12 protein-coding genes are annotated in these 14,649 nt (G+C 65.5%); 8 read left to right on the plus strand and 4 right to left on the minus strand.

Annotated features, from left to right (window positions below; genetic code table 11):
* The first annotated feature begins 96 nt into the window (after positions 1-96).
* From CH249_RS22910 to CH249_RS22920, 3 genes are all read left to right on the plus strand, one after another.
* Complete coding sequence (locus CH249_RS22910; RefSeq protein WP_094682817.1) at positions 97-1,041, plus strand: proteasome assembly chaperone family protein; 945 nt, start codon at positions 97-99, stop codon at positions 1,039-1,041.
* 228 nt (positions 1,042-1,269) lie between these two features.
* On the plus strand, positions 1,270-2,310 hold the full coding sequence (locus CH249_RS22915; protein ID WP_032398408.1) for an alpha/beta fold hydrolase: 1,041 nt from the start codon (positions 1,270-1,272) through the stop codon (positions 2,308-2,310).
* 70 nt (positions 2,311-2,380) lie between these two features.
* Positions 2,381-4,897, plus strand: coding sequence for an RNA helicase (locus CH249_RS22920; protein ID WP_094682818.1), 2,517 nt, complete (start codon positions 2,381-2,383; stop codon positions 4,895-4,897).
* On the opposite strand, the gene CH249_RS22925 is transcribed toward CH249_RS22920, so the two are convergent.
* Entirely contained in the window at positions 4,884-5,828 is a 945-nt protein-coding gene (locus tag CH249_RS22925) for a hydrogen peroxide-inducible genes activator (RefSeq protein ID WP_094682819.1), read from the minus strand. The genes CH249_RS22920 and CH249_RS22925 overlap by 14 nt on opposite strands.
* A 155-nt stretch (positions 5,829-5,983) precedes the next feature.
* On the opposite strand from CH249_RS22925, the gene CH249_RS22930 reads away from it, so the two are divergent.
* The 3 genes from CH249_RS22930 (at position 5,984) to CH249_RS22940 (ending at position 7,861) form a co-directional block, all read left to right on the plus strand.
* Positions 5,984-6,571, plus strand: coding sequence for a peroxiredoxin (locus CH249_RS22930; protein WP_032397906.1), 588 nt, complete (start codon positions 5,984-5,986; stop codon positions 6,569-6,571).
* A 1-nt stretch (position 6,572) separates the two neighbouring features.
* Entirely contained in the window at positions 6,573-7,112 is a 540-nt protein-coding gene (locus CH249_RS22935) for a carboxymuconolactone decarboxylase family protein (protein ID WP_032397905.1), read from the plus strand.
* A 77-nt stretch (positions 7,113-7,189) separates the two neighbouring features.
* Positions 7,190-7,861: a PhzF family phenazine biosynthesis protein gene (locus tag CH249_RS22940; RefSeq protein WP_094682820.1), complete on the plus strand. Its 672-nt coding sequence runs from the start codon at positions 7,190-7,192 to the stop codon at positions 7,859-7,861.
* Here the strand turns inward: CH249_RS22940 and CH249_RS22945 are convergent.
* Positions 7,851-8,495: a hypothetical protein gene (locus CH249_RS22945; RefSeq protein WP_032397903.1), complete on the minus strand. Its 645-nt coding sequence runs from the start codon at positions 8,493-8,495 to the stop codon at positions 7,851-7,853. The two genes, CH249_RS22940 and CH249_RS22945, sit on opposite strands and share 11 nt — an antisense overlap.
* A 38-nt stretch (positions 8,496-8,533) precedes the next feature.
* Here CH249_RS22945 and CH249_RS22950 point away from each other — a divergent pair, with 38 nt between their 5' ends.
* Positions 8,534-8,764 carry a hypothetical protein gene (locus CH249_RS22950; RefSeq protein WP_032397902.1) on the plus strand — a complete coding sequence of 77 codons (231 nt, stop codon included), beginning with the start codon at positions 8,534-8,536 and terminating at the stop codon, positions 8,762-8,764.
* Here CH249_RS22950 and CH249_RS22955 read toward each other — a convergent pair.
* Both CH249_RS22955 and CH249_RS22960 read right to left on the minus strand, forming a co-directional pair.
* Positions 8,748-9,998 (minus strand): aspartate aminotransferase family protein, encoded by a 1,251-nt coding sequence (locus CH249_RS22955; RefSeq protein ID WP_032397901.1) that lies wholly within the window; start codon positions 9,996-9,998, stop codon positions 8,748-8,750. The genes CH249_RS22950 and CH249_RS22955 overlap by 17 nt on opposite strands.
* Positions 9,999-10,012: 14 nt before the next feature.
* Positions 10,013-10,675, minus strand: coding sequence for a Pr6Pr family membrane protein (locus tag CH249_RS22960; protein WP_256988426.1), 663 nt, complete (start codon positions 10,673-10,675; stop codon positions 10,013-10,015).
* 68 nt (positions 10,676-10,743) lie between these two features.
* On the opposite strand from CH249_RS22960, the gene hrpA reads away from it, so the two are divergent.
* Complete coding sequence (gene hrpA / locus CH249_RS22965) at positions 10,744-14,640, plus strand: ATP-dependent RNA helicase HrpA (protein ID WP_094682821.1); 3,897 nt, start codon at positions 10,744-10,746, stop codon at positions 14,638-14,640.
* Positions 14,641-14,649: the final 9 nt, after the last annotated feature.

Consider the following 14,649-nt stretch of genomic DNA (forward strand, 5'->3'; position numbering starts at 1 on the left):
ACGTCGGCGGGTACGGGGCTCGCGCCCAGGATCGGCGTATTCTTACCCGATGCTCGCTTCGAGGTACCTACGAGTCGATCCGAAAGGGGCCCGGCCATGACCGAACAGTCGAAGATGTACGAGCTGGAGTTTCCGGCACCGCAAATCTTCTCCAACGACGGAGTCGGACCCGTCCTCGTGCACGGTCTGGAGGGCTTCTCCGACGCGGGTCACGCAGTGAAGTTGGCGACGACTCATCTGCGCGAGAGCCTGGAGTCGGAACTCGTCGCGTCGTTCGACGTCGACGAGTTGATCGACTACCGGTCCCGTCGGCCGACGATGACGTTCAAGTCCGATCATTTCTCGGACTACGACGCTCCCGAACTGAATCTCTATGCCGTCAAGGACCGCACCGGCACCCCGTTCCTGCTGCTGGCCGGTATGGAACCGGATCTGCGGTGGGAGAAGTTCACCACTGCCGTTCGCCTGCTCGCCGAACAGCTCGGAGTCCGTCGGACCATCGGTCTCGGCTCGATCCCGATGGCCATTCCGCACACTCGGCCGCTCGGTGTGACGGCCCACGCCAGCGACAAGGAGCTGGTCAAGGAAGGCAACAGCTGGGCAGGTGACCTGCAAGTGCCCGGCAGCGCGTCGTCCCTGCTCGAGCTCAGGATGGCGCAGCACGGTCACGAGTCGATGGGCTTTTCGGTGCACGTACCGCACTACCTCGCCCAGACGGACTACCCCGGTGCAGCCGAAACGCTGCTCGAGAACGTCAGCGAAGCCGCCGAGTTGGACCTGCCGCTGGCCGCGCTGGGTGAAGCTGCCGCACGGATTCGGGAGCAGGTGAACGAGCACATCACCGGAAACGAAGAAGTCCAGTCGGTGGTGCAGGCACTCGAGCGTCAGTACGACACCTACGTGGCCGCGCAGGAACAGCAGTCGACGCTGCTGGCCAGCGACGAGCCACTGCCGAGCGGCGACGAGCTCGGGGCCGAGTTCGAGCGCTTCCTCGCCGAGCAGGCCGGTCTCGACGAGGGAGAAGACACCACCGAGCAGTAGCAGTGTGAGCGGTCACAGAGGATGATCGCTCGGGCGCGCACATCGGACAGTTCGGGCGGATCGAAACATACCTGTAACCGCAAATACGCCCGATGTTCTGCCCCGAGCGTCATCTCGTGCAAGAGTCGTACCAACACGTACTCGGGTACGTACGTCCACACACTCGTGCACGGCGTCGCCGTCGTGTGCCGCGTCGCGCGGTGCACCAGGGAATTTCAGGAGGCGCAGATGAGCACCAATCCGCGCAGTCGCAAGCTCCGCCCGGTTCCCGACGAAGAGCCACGGCTGATCTTCCGGACCATTCACGGATACCGGCGGGCGTTCCGCATGGCCGGTGAAGGACCGGTCCTGTTGTTGATCCACGGGATCGGCGACAACTCCGAGACGTGGAACGAGGTGATCCCGCACCTCGCGAAGAACTACACCGTCATCGCTCCGGATCTGCTCGGGCACGGTCGCTCGGACAAGCCCCGTGCCGACTACTCCGTCGCCGCGTACGCCAACGGCATGCGTGACCTGCTCTCGGTGCTGGGCATCGAACACGTGACCGTAGTCGGACACTCACTGGGCGGCGGGGTCGCCATGCAGTTCGCCTACCAGTTCCCGGGCATGGTCGACAGGTTGGCTCTGGTGTCCTCCGGTGGCGTCACCAAGGACGTCCATCCCCTTCTTCGACTGGCATCCATGCCGTTTCTCAGCGAGGCGGTCAAACTGCTCCGCCTGCCCGGTGCCATCCCCGCGGTGAAGTTGGCGGGCAGCCTCCTGAGCACACTGCACAGCTCTCCCCTGCGTCCCGGGTCGCTCCTGCACGACACTCCGGATCTGATCCGAGTGCTGAGCGAGCTTCCGGCCCCGACGACGTACGAGGCGTATCTGCGGACCCTGCGCGCCGTCGTGGACTGGCGCGGCCAGGTGGTCACGATGCTGGACCGGTGTTACCTGACCGAGAATCTGCCGGTGCTGCTCGTCTGGGGTGATCAGGACTCGGTGATTCCGGTCAGTCATGCGCACCTCGCTCATTCGGCCATGCCCGGTTCCACGTTGGAGGTGTTCGAGAATTCCGGACATTTTCCGTTCCGAGACGACCCGATGCGCTTCCTGCAGGTCGTGGAGGACTTCATCGATTCCACCCCGTCGTTGACGTTCGACGAAGTGCGGTGGCGCAACCTGCTCATCACCGGTGTCGGCGAGGACATGATCACCGGCAGCGCGAGTACGAGACTGGCAGTGCTCGGAGCCATGGGCTCGGACGAACGCAGCGCCACCTGACGCATCGACGGACCCCGCCCGGCGCAGTGTCGATGCGGGTCCGGCCGTCGATCCCACATAGCCTGTAGAGGTGCTTCTCACCGAACTGATTCCCGATACCGCCGCCGCTCGGTCCGACGGCGTCGACCCGGACGTCCTGTTCGACACGTTCACCACCTGGACTGCCGATCGCGGTCTGACCCTGTATCCCGCGCAGGAGGAAGCTCTCATCGAGCTGGTCTCCGGCTCCAACGTCATCCTCGCGACGCCGACCGGATCGGGTAAGTCGATGGTGGCCATCGGAGCCCACTACGCCGCGATGGCCGCGGGCATACGCAGCTTCTACACCGCGCCGATCAAGGCACTGGTCAGCGAGAAGTTCTTCGCTCTGTGCGAGATCTTCGGTGCTCAGAACGTCGGCATGATGACGGGCGACGCGTCGGTCAACTCCGGAGCCCCGATCATCTGCGCCACCGCCGAGATCGTCGCGAACCTCGCCCTGCGTCAGGGCCGCGGCTCCGACATCGGCCAGGTGATCATGGACGAGTTCCACTACTACTCCGAGCCCGATCGAGGGTGGGCCTGGCAGGTGCCGTTGATCGAACTGCCGCACGCCCAGTTCCTGTTGATGTCCGCGACCCTGGGCGATGTCTCGTTCTTCCGGGACGATCTGACCCGGCGCACCGGACGCACGACCACCGTCGTCTCGGGCTCCGAACGTCCGGTTCCACTGATGTTCTCGTACGTCACCACTCCGATCAGCGAGACCATCGAAGAACTGGTGGAAACGCATCTCGCGCCGGTGTACGTCGTACATTTCACGCAGGCCGCGGCACTCGAACGAGCCCAGGCGCTGACGAGCGTCAATGTCGCGTCCAAGCAGGAGAAGGCCGAGATCGCCGAGGCCATCGGCGCCTTTCGCTTCACCACAGGTTTCGGGAAGACCCTGTCGAGACTGGTTCGGCACGGCATCGGGGTGCACCACGCCGGCATGCTTCCCAAGTATCGACGGTTGGTCGAGAAGCTGGCGCAGGACGGTCTGCTCAAGGTGATCTGTGGAACGGACACGTTGGGGGTGGGCATCAACGTTCCCATTCGCACGGTGTTGTTCACCGGACTGACCAAGTACGACGGCATCCGCACCCGCAAGCTTCGGGCCCGCGAGTTCCATCAGATCGCGGGACGCGCGGGCCGAGCCGGCTACGACACCCTCGGCACCGTCGTGGTGGAGGCCCCCGAACACGACATCGAGAACGCGCGTCTGGTGGCCAAGGCCGGCGACGATCCGAAGAAGCTCAAGCGTGTGCAGCGCAAGAAGGCACCCGACGGTTTCGTCTCGTGGGGTGAGCCGACATTCGAGCGGATCATCGCCGCCAGCCCGGAGCCGCTCACGTCCCGGTTCTCGGTGAGCAACGCGATGTTGCTCAATGTCATTGCCCGGCCGGGCAATTGCTTTCATGCCATGCGACACCTGCTCGAGGACAATCACGAGACCCGGCCCGCTCAGCGCAAGCACATCTTACGGGCGCTCTCGCTCTACCGCGGTCTGGTCGATGCGGGCATCGTCGAGCAACTCGACGAGCCGGACGCCGACGGTCGACATGCTCGACTGACGGTGGACCTGCAACCGGACTTCGCGCTCAATCAGCCGCTGTCGACGTTCGCGGTCGCGTCCTTCGACCTGCTGGACGCCGAATCACCGACCCATGCCCTCGATGTGGTGTCGATCATCGAATCGACCCTCGACGATCCGCGTCAGATCCTCATGGCACAGCAGCACGCCGCGCGCGGCGAAGCGGTGTCGCAGATGAAGGCCGACGGCATCGAGTACGACGAGAGAATGGAGCTGCTCGAGGAGGTCACGTGGCCGAAACCTCTTGCAGAGCTGCTCGTTCCGGCATTCGAGATCTACCGCGGCACCCATCCGTGGCTCTCCGAGGTCGACCTGTCGCCCAAGTCCGTGGTCCGCGACATGGTCGAGCGCGCGATGACGTTCGCAGAATTGATCAGCCACTACGGTCTGATGCGGTCCGAGGGACTCGTCCTGCGGTATCTCGCCGACGCTTATCGCACACTGCGCCAGACGGTTCCGCCGGAGTCTCGAACCGAAGAGGTACAGGACATCACCGAGTGGCTGGGTGAGCTCGTTCGGCAGGTGGATTCGAGCCTGCTCGACGAGTGGGAGAACCTCACCGATCCCGGTGCCGAGCCGGAAGCGCTCGTGGAGGCGTACGGATCCGACGTGCCGCGTCCGATCTCGGCCAACCCGCGAGCCTTCCGAATCCTCGCGCGCAACGCGATCTTCCGCCGCGTGGACCTGGCGGCGCGCCGACAGTGGAACACGCTCGACGACCTCGACGACGGCCCGGACTGGGAGGCCGAACTCGAGCCGTTCTTCGCCGAGTACGGCTCGATCGGAACCGGCCCGTCGGCCCGTGGCCCCGCGTTGTTCACCCTGAACGTCGGTGCGGAGTCCACGACGGTGCGTCAGGTGTTGGAGGACCCCGACGGGGACCACGGCTGGTCGCTCGACGCCGTCGTCGATGTGCCCGAGTCCGATGCGGCAGGCGAGATCGTGTTCGACGAGATCGTGATCACGCCCGGCTGAGGCCATCTGCTTGGCCGGCACGAACCTCGGTGGCGAGAAGACTTGCCAGCGCCCGGTATTCGGCCGAGCGCGCACTCGTGGATCGGTGCACGAGACCGATCGTGCGGCCGGGAGCCGGGTGTGCGAATTCCGCGGTGGACAGGCCCGCACGAGCGACCTCGACCTCGACCTCGACGGCGCTGCGCGGCAGCAGCGTCAGACCCAGCCCGCCTGCAACGCACTGCACCACCGTGGTCAACGACGCCGCCCGGGTAGCGCTCGCGTCGGGCTCGATGTCGACCGAGCGGCACAGGTCGAGGGTCTGCTCGCGCAGGCAGTGCCCCTCGTCGAGCAGGAGCAGAGGCAGGCCTCGGAGGTCGGCGACGTCCAGATCCCGCCGCCCCGCCAGTGGGTGCTCGGCAGGTAACGCGAGCACGAAATCCTCGGTGTACATGGATATTTCGATCAATCCCGGGTCGGCGAGGGGCAGCGCGAGAACGGCGACGTCGAGGTCACCGGAGCGGAGTGCGTCGAGCAGTCGGGCGGTGTAATCCTCCACTATCCTCGGCACGAGGTCGGGGTACTCGGCGCGTACGGCCGGGAGTACTGCCGGCAGCACGTACGGTGCCACGGTCGGAATGATTCCGAGCCTGATACCACCGGTCAGGTGGCCACCCAATCCTGCTGCGGTAGCGACGAATCCGTCCACCGCGTCCAGTGCCGCGGTGGCCCGAGCGAGCAACTGACCGCCGGCAGGCGTCAACAACACCCGGCGAGTGCTGCGCTCGATCAGCTGCACCCCCAGCCCCTGCTCGAGCGCAGCAAGAGCCTGCGACAGCGAAGGCTGGGTGATACTCAGTTGCGCTGCGGCAGAACCGAAGTGGCGATGACGTGCGATCGCCGCGAAAGCCCGCAGATGCGACAGGGTCGGCTGATAGCTTCGATCGGTCACGCCTATCAGTGTAGTGCCACTCATCACGTTTACCTTTGACCACACTTTTGGCACACTCGTACCGGTCGGCCGGGCTCGTACGGCTGCATTCACGCCACCGACCCCGAACCGCTCACATACGGAACCGACGCGATCATTCGACACGAGGAGACCACATGGCACTGTTGACAATTGGCGACCAGTTCCCTTCATACAACCTGACCGCCGTCATCGGCGGAGACCTGTCCAAGGTGAACGCTCAGCAGCCCGACGATTACTTCACCACCGTCACCAGTGACGATCATGCAGGCAAGTGGCGCATCGTCTTCTTCTGGCCCAAGGACTTCACGTTCGTGTGCCCCACCGAGATCGCCGCGTTCGGCAAGCTGAACGAGGAGTTCGAGGACCGTGACGCACAGGTCCTCGGTGCGTCGGTGGACAACGAGTTCGTCCACTTCCAGTGGCGGGCACAGCACGACGAGCTCAAGACCCTCCCGTTCCCGATGCTGTCGGATCTCAAGCGTGAATTGGCTGCTGCCACGGGTGTTCTCAACGCCGATGGTGTCGCCGACCGCGCCACGTTCATCGTCGACCCCAACAACGAGATCCAGTTCGTGTCGGTCACGGCAGGCTCGGTGGGCCGCAACGTCGACGAGGTCCTTCGAGTTCTCGATGCCCTGCAGTCCGACGAGCTCTGCGCCTGCAACTGGAAGAAGGGTGATCCCACCATCGACGCAGGCGAACTGCTGACGGCGAGCGTCTGACATGACGATCGACAACCTCAAGAACGCCGTCCCCGAGTACGCCAAGGACCTCAAGCTCAATCTCGGTTCCATCGCCCGTTCCACGGTGCTCAGCGAGCAGCAGCTGTGGGGCACGCTGCTGTCGGTGGCGGCAGCGTCGAAGTCCGCGACGACGTTGAAGGAGATCGCCGAGGACGCTGCCGATTCACTGTCGGCCGAGGCGTACAACGCGGCACTCGGTGCGGCGTCGATCATGGGCATGAACAACGTCTTCTACCGAACCAAGGGATACCTCGGCGGCAAGTACGACGATCTGCGCGCCGGCCTGCGCATGAACATCATCGGCAACCCTGGCGTGGACAAGGCCGACTTCGAGCTGTGGTCGCTCGCGGTGTCGGCCGTCAACGGGTGCAACCACTGTCTGGAGGCACACGAGAAGACCCTGCGCGCCGAGGGCGTCGACCGCGAGAAGATCTTCGAGGCCATCCGTGCCGCGTCGATCGTCGCAGGTGTCGCGCAGGCGATCGAAACAGGGCGAATCCTCGACGGTGCCGCCGTCTGAGCGTCGTCTCGCACTGTTCACCGAACGAGGGATCCGCGGCCGCGGGTCCCTCGTTCTGCGTTCGGTACCATCCGGGCATGGCTACCGACGTCTCCGTCGTCCGAGTGTTCACCGATGCCGACGGCAGGTTCGGCAACCCCCTCGGCATCGTGGCCGCGGGCGACGTGGACGAGGCCGACAGGCAGCAGTTCGCCGCCGAGCTCGGCTTCAGCGAGACGGTGTTCGTCGATCGCAGCGAGTCCGGTACGGCCTCGGCGACCATTCACACCCCCGCCGTGGAGCTGCCCTTCGCCGGACATCCCACGGTCGGACTCTCGTGGTGGCTCCGCGAGCAGGGACATCCCGTCGACGTGCTCACCGTCCCTGCCGGACCGTTGAGCATCCGCTACGACGGCGAGCACACCTGGGTTCGCGCTCGCGCCGACTGGACTCCGCAGTTCACCTTCCATCGGGTTCACGATGCGGCCGAGGTGGCGGCAGCCGATCCGAGTGCGTACGACAGTGGGCACCACTACGTCTGGGCCTGGACCGACGACGAACACGGCACGCTGCGATCGCGCATGTTCGCACCGAAGATGGGTATCGCCGAGGACGAGGCGACCGGTGCTGCCGCCGTCCGGCTGACCGGTGAACTCGGCCGGAGCCTGAACATCGTGCAGGGAGCCGGATCTCGGTTGCGCACCACCATCGGCGACGGCTGGGTGGAACTGGGCGGACGCACCGCGGCGGACGCGTCGATCAGCGTGTGACGGGTACGTCCACTTCGATTTCCTCGCCGAGACGAACTCCGTCGGCCAGTGGCAGTCGGTCGCCGCTCCAGAACTTTCCCGGGTCGAACCAGTTGGCTTTCTTGTTGCCCGTGAGCAGACCCATCGCGTCGTAGGTCATGGCGACCACCTCGGCGCAGTAGGCGGTTTCGAGTGCCGCTCCCTCGCGTCGGTTGCGACGCAGTGCGGGGACTCGGCCCCGGAACCACCGACCGGCGAGCGCCGCAGTGGTCGGGAACGCGGTTCCGTCCATGCGGGCGATCGTGCGCAGCAGGGCGTCCTCCTGCGCAGTCGTCACGGACTCGTCCAATTGCCGCAGCCAACAACGCTGTTCGTACTTCGTGGCCCACTGGGTGACGGCCGCACGCAGATCGTGCAGCTGAACCCCGCGTTGGAAATTTCCGCTCCACATGTCCTGCAACGACTTTCCCAGTTCGGCGTGCCACATCAGCGGAGGCAGGTCGTCGATCACGACGGCCATTCCGACGTGGTTGACGGGACTGTTGGTCAGTGCCTGGATAGCGCGATCGGCGTTCGACTGTCCGCGGAAGATCCAGATGTCGCCCGTTCTGGTGGCCTCGACTGCAGTATCGAGGCTGATTCGCGACGGATTCATGGTCCACACCCTAGATCTCGTGACGGTACGGTGGCCGGATGAACGTGTGGAAGGCCCTCGGTCTCGCCGGGATGGTCGGTGTCGCGGCCACCGGGGCGTTGGTGGTCCGATCCGAACGCAAGCGTCGCGCATACGCGCCCGAGGAAGTACGAGATCGGCTGCACCGGCGCTTCGCCGCCGTCCCCGACGAGCCGCAGCCCGCAGCTGCTGCCCCGCGCTCACGCGGACAGCAGCTGCGCAGCAGGCTCCGGTTCAGCCGAGCGCGCTGAGGATTCGCGCGGCCAGCTCTTCGATCTCGGCATTCGTCATGACGAATGCCGGCGAGATCTGCATCGCACCCTGACCGGCCGCGCGACTGGACACACCGTGCGCTCGAAGCGTCTTGACGAAGGGCAATGCCTCGGCCGGGTCGGCGAGCTGCACGGCGGCAACCGCACCGATTCCGCTCCGGATCTCCGAGACCCTCTCGTGTGCGGCCAACGGCGCGAGGTGGGTGTGCAACGCCGCCTCGATGCGCTTCGAGTGTGACAACAGTTCCTCGCGCTCGATGATGTCGAGGTTGGCCATCGCGGCCGCGGCCGCTCCGGCATGGCCACCGTAGGTGTACCCGTGCCGCCACCACACGCCGCCCGCGAAGAACGGCTCGGCGATCGTCGGGGCGATGAACACCGCACCCATCGGTACGTATCCGGACGTGAGCCCCTTGGCGGTGGTCATCAGATCCGGTTCGAGCTCGAATCGAGTGGAGGCGAACCAACTGCCGCCGATACGGCCGAATCCGGTGACGACCTCGTCCGCGACGAACAGTACGTCGTTGTCGCGGCAGATCTGCCGCACCTCGCGCAGGTAGCCCTCCGGTGGGAGGTAGATGCCGCCGGCACCGATCACGGGCTCGCAGAAGAATGCGGCCACGTTCTCGGCACCGACCTCCTCGATCAGTGCCAGCAGCGACTTCGCGTCGTCCCACGCCACCGTTCGGGCGTCGGACATGAGCTCGCCGTAGTGCTCCTTGTTCACCGGAATGCCGGCCAGCGCTGTTCCCGCGACGTGCATCCCGTGGTAGGCCTTCTGCCGGCCGACGATCAGTGTCTTGCTCGGTCGACCCATTTCGACCCAGTAGCGCCGGGCGAGTTTCGCGGCGGTGTCGATGGAGTCCGAGCCACCCGAGGTGAAGAAGATCTTGCTGCCCGGTACCGGGGCGATCGCCGCGAGACGATCGGCGAGTGCCAGTGTGGTCTCGGGTACGAAGTCACCGAAGTTCGAGTAGTGGGCGATCGAGCTCAACTGCGTCGCAACGGCGTCGGCGATCTCCCGACGGCCGTGGCCGACGTTGGTGAACCACAGGCCCGCGGTGGCGTCGAGGTATTCGGTACCCGCGTGGTCGTAGATGTAGGCACCTTCACCGCGGGAGACGACGAACGGGCCGCTGGTCGTGACGGCTCCCATGTCGGCGAAACCGTGCCAGAGCGCGGAAGAGTGTGTGGTTCCGGTGGCAGAAGACATGCGGTACACAGTAGTCACGTGGTTCCGGCCGAGCCCGATCCGTACCTCCACCGTCCGGCGATCCTCCCGAGTGCACCGACCGCGAGAGCCATCAACGCGAAGGCGACGGTGAGAACGAGCAGGCCGATGGCGAGCGCGAGGTAGCCCTGGACGCGTGGGTCGAGGAACGGATAGGGATACCAGTCGACAACGGGCCCACGGACGAGGGTGTAGATCCCGTAGAGAAGCGGAAACAGCAGCCATGTCAGGCTGCGCGATTCCGAGATCTGCCGTCGCGGTGGCGTGAGGATCCAGTCGATCAGCAGGACGACGGGCATGATGCGGTGCACCACGTTGTTCGTCCACGGATCCGCCACGCCCACATCGATGTCGGCGAGCAGTACGGCGTAGATGATTCCGGTGATGACCATGTAGAGGGTGACGGCACCCCGAACGAGCTGCCAGTGCGCTGCGCGTGGATCGACGACGCCGCCGACCAGCAGCACCAGCACCGTCAGCACGTTGCTCATGACGGTGAAGTAGCTGAAGTAGTTGGCCAGCGAGAACGTCGTGGAGGCGAGACCGTCCAGGACGATCGAGATCAGTGCCGAGGCGGTGAGCGCCGCGAACAGTACGCGCAACGTCCTGATCGGTACGGGAGTGCGCGGCTGGACCATCACATCCTGCGAGATGCTCATGTGGCGATCCTGGCACAGTCACGACCTGCATTCGGTGGCACTGCCGAAACCGATATCCTGGGTGAAGTATGTCTACCTCGAACCCGTCCGTTCAGCGTCGCGCTCTCGCCACACGTCTGGCCCAGGTCACCATCCGCGACGAGAACCGGCTGCGGCGGCGATTGGACAAGGCGCGTACCGACGACGCGTTCGCCGCACTCGACCGCGACATCACCCGCGCCGAGACCGTGGTCGCCAACCGCCGCGCTGCGGTGCCCAAGCTCGAATTTCCCGAGTCACTTCCGGTCAGTCTTCGCAAGGACGACATCGCCGCGGCCATCGCCGAGCACCAGGTGGTGATCGTCGCCGGCGAGACCGGCTCCGGCAAGACCACTCAGATCCCCAAGATCTGCCTCGAACTGGGGCGCGGGATCCGGGGCTCCATCGGTCACACACAGCCCCGTCGACTCGCCGCTCGCACCGTGGCCGAACGTATCGCCGAGGAGGTGGGTGAACCACTGGGTGAATCCATCGGCTACAAGGTGAGATTCACCGATCAGTCCTCGGATGCGACCCTCGTCAAGCTGATGACCGACGGCATCCTGCTGGCGGAGATCCAGCGAGACCGGCTGCTCCGCCAGTACGACACCCTGATCATCGACGAGGCCCACGAGCGCAGCCTCAACATCGATTTCATCCTGGGCTACCTCGCGCAGCTCCTCCCCCGCCGACCCGACCTGAAGATCGTCATCACCTCGGCGACGATCGATCCCGAGCGTTTCGCTCGGCACTTCGCGCGCGACGGCGTGCCCGCGCCGATCATCGAGGTCTCCGGCCGCACGTTCCCGGTCGAGATGCGCTACCGGCCACTGACCGTCGACGCCGGGGACACCACGATCGATCTCGACCCCGTCGACGCGACGTGCCAGGCCGTCGACGAGTTGATGGCCGAGGGCGACGGTGACATTCTGGTGTTCCTGTCCGGTGAGCGCGAGATTCGCGACACCGCCGACGCCTTGAACGACCGAAATCTGCGCAACACCGAGATCGTTCCACTCTATGCGAGACTCTCTGCGGCCGAACAACATCGAGTGTTCTCCCCGCACTCGGGCAGGCGCGTGGTGCTCTCGACGAACGTTGCGGAAACATCGCTGACGGTCCCCGGAATCCGCTACGTGGTCGACCCGGGTACCGCCCGAATCTCGCGATACTCGTTGCGTACCAAGGTTCAACGACTTCCCATCGAGCCGATATCCCAGGCATCGGCGCGGCAGCGGGCCGGCCGCTGTGGTCGCGTCGCCGACGGCATCTGCATCCGGCTGTACTCGGAAGAAGATTTCGAGTCACGTCCGCAGTTCACCGAGCCGGAGATTCTGCGTACCAACCTGGCGTCGGTGATCCTTCAGATGACCGCACTCGGGCTGGGCAAGATCGACGCGTTCCCGTTCGTCGAACCACCCGATCCGCGGAGCATCCGAGACGGAATCGGACTGCTCGAAGAGCTCGGGGCACTGAAGCCTGCTACCAAGGACGGCACCGCGGAGCTCACCCCCATCGGCCGGGAACTCTCGGCGCTTCCGGTCGATCCACGGATGGCGCGAATGCTGGTCGAGGCCAACGGCAACGGATCTCTCCGCGATGCGTTGGTGGTCGTTGCCGCGCTATCGATCCAGGACGTTCGGGAGCGGCCGGCAGAGCATCAGCAGGCGGCGGACGAGAAGCATGCGCGCTTCGCGGTGGAGAACTCCGACTTCCTCGCGTACGTGAAGCTGTGGACCTATTTGCGCGAACAGCGGAACGAGTTGTCCTCCAACCAGTTCCGCCGTATGTGCCGCACCGAGTTCTTGCACTACCTACGTATTCGCGAGTGGCAGGATCTGCACGGTCAGCTACGTCAGATCACCCGTGGACTCGGGTGGACGGTTCCCGACGCCGACTCCACCGAGACCGCGCTGCATCAGTCGCTGCTGTCCGGACTGCTCTCGCACATCGGGCTCCGGGAGGGTGACAAGCGTGAGTTCCTCGGCGCGCGTGGGGCTCACTTCGCGATCTTCCCCGGGTCGGGTCTGTTCAAGAAACCCCCGCGCTGGGTCATGGCCGCCGAATTGGTCGAGACCGGACGCCTGTGGGGCCGGATGGCTGCGCGCATCGAGCCCGAGTGGGCCGAGCGGTTGGCGCCGCACCTGGTCAAGCGGACGTACTCGGAGCCGCACTGGTCCATCAAACGGGAATCGGCGATGGCCTACGAACGGGTCACGCTCTACGGCATTCCGTTGGTGACGCAACGTCCGGTGAACTATCACCGCATCGACGCCGAGGCGTCTCGAGAGCTGTTCATCAGACATGCGCTGGTGGAGGGTGAATGGAAGACCCAGCACGCGTTCTTCCACAAGAACCGGGCGCTGCTCGACGACGTGGGTGAACTCGAACATCGCGCTCGGCGACGAGACATCGTGGTCGACGACGACGCTCTCTTCGACTTCTACGACGCACGTATCGCCCCGGAGGCGGTGTCGGCGCGACACTTCGACACCTGGTGGAAGAAGGCACGCAGACAGGACCCGCACCTACTCGACTTCACCACCGACACCGTCGTCAACTCCGACGCGGCCTCGGTACTGACCGGCGCGTATCCCGACGCATGGCGACAGGGCGAGATCCAGTTCCCACTGACGTATCAGTTCGAGCCGGGCACCGCGGCCGACGGAGTCACCGCGCGCATTCCGATCGCGCTGCTCGCTCAGGTACAGCCGGTGGGCTTCGACTGGCTGGTCCCGGGAATGCGCGGCGAGCTGGTCACCGCATTGATCAAGACGCTGCCGAAGGCACTGCGGCGCAACGTGGTTCCGGCTCCCGACTTCGCGGCCGCGGCGTTGGCGGCCATGAAGCCGCGCGCGGAAACTCTGGTGACGGCGCTGGCCCGTGAGTTGTCCCGGGCTGCCCGGTGCGACATCACGGCGGAGGACTTCGACCCCGCCGCGCTGCCCGAGCATCTGAAGATGACGTTCGCGGCCGTCGACCCGTCCGGAAAGGTGCTGGGCAGCAACAAGGATCTGACTGCTCTTCGAACGAGCCTGTCGGGCGAGGTCGGCCGTCAGGTGGCGAGCGCGGTCGGCGACGCGGAGCGCGCACCCTCTCTGGCCTGGACCTCCGGCACGCTGGGTCGGTTGGAGCCGACGGTGACTCGGCAGGTCGGTGGACAGAAGGTCACCGGCTATCCGGCGCTGGTTCCGGAAGGACCCGGCGTTGCGGTGCGGGTCCTCAGCACCCCCGCCGAGGCGCGGGCGGCAATGCGCTCGGGAACCAGAACTCTGCTTCTGTCGACGGCTCCGAAGGGCACCAAGGCATTGCTGGCCGGCCTACCGACCGCGGAACGTCTTGCACTGGGCCAGAATCCGTACGGTGGAGTCGACGCACTCCTCGAGGAGTGCCGAGTACTTGCGGTCGAAGAGGCCATGGATGCGCACGGAGGACCGGTCCGGGATCCGGATGCCTTCGAGAAACTGAGGGCACTCGTCAACGCCGAGGTTCCGCAGCGCACCGCTGCGGTCCTGGCGTTGGTTCGCCCGGTGTTGACCGCCGCCCTGGCGCTGTCCGCGCAACTTCAGTCCTCCTCGGGCGAGCCGGCGGACGATGTTCGGGAACAGTTCGACGGCTTGATCTTTCGAGGGTTCGTCACCGAATTCGGCTCTCGCAGACTCGCAGACCTGCCGCGCTACCTCGCCGCGGCGACCAAGCGGTTGGCGACGCTGCCGAGCAGCGCAGGCCGGGACGCGGCTGCGATGGACGTGCTCGATCGGGTGTACGCCTCGTACGGGCGATTGTTGGATTCGCTGCCGGAGAGCAGAAAGAACAGCTCTGGGGTACAGGAACTGTTCTGGATGATCGAGGAGTTGCGCGTCGGACTGTTCGCGCAGGGCATTCGCACGGCGTACCCGGTGTCGGAGAAGCGCATCGAGAAGGCGATCTCGGACCAGCGTCGCTGATGGCCGGGC

It is taken from the genome of Rhodococcus sp. 05-2255-3B1 (assembly GCF_002258545.1).
In the GTDB taxonomy this organism is placed as follows: Bacteria; Actinomycetota; Actinomycetes; order Mycobacteriales; family Mycobacteriaceae; genus Rhodococcoides.

Coding starts and splice junctions, on each gene's coding strand:
- CH249_RS22940 (WP_094682820.1), top strand. CDS start 7,190: ATGGCTACCGACGTCTCCGTCGTCCGAGTGTTCACCGATGCCGACGGC.
- CH249_RS22935 (WP_032397905.1), top strand. CDS start 6,573: ATGACGATCGACAACCTCAAGAACGCCGTCCCCGAGTACGCCAAGGAC.
- hrpA (WP_094682821.1), top strand. CDS start 10,744: ATGTCTACCTCGAACCCGTCCGTTCAGCGTCGCGCTCTCGCCACACGT.
- CH249_RS22910 (WP_094682817.1), top strand. CDS start 97: ATGACCGAACAGTCGAAGATGTACGAGCTGGAGTTTCCGGCACCGCAA.
- CH249_RS22950 (WP_032397902.1), top strand. CDS start 8,534: ATGAACGTGTGGAAGGCCCTCGGTCTCGCCGGGATGGTCGGTGTCGCG.
- CH249_RS22955 (WP_032397901.1), bottom strand. CDS start 9,998: ATGTCTTCTGCCACCGGAACCACACACTCTTCCGCGCTCTGGCACGGT.
- CH249_RS22960 (WP_256988426.1), bottom strand. CDS start 10,675: ATGAGCATCTCGCAGGATGTGATGGTCCAGCCGCGCACTCCCGTACCG.
- CH249_RS22915 (WP_032398408.1), top strand. CDS start 1,270: ATGAGCACCAATCCGCGCAGTCGCAAGCTCCGCCCGGTTCCCGACGAA.
- CH249_RS22945 (WP_032397903.1), bottom strand. CDS start 8,495: ATGAATCCGTCGCGAATCAGCCTCGATACTGCAGTCGAGGCCACCAGA.
- CH249_RS22930 (WP_032397906.1), top strand. CDS start 5,984: ATGGCACTGTTGACAATTGGCGACCAGTTCCCTTCATACAACCTGACC.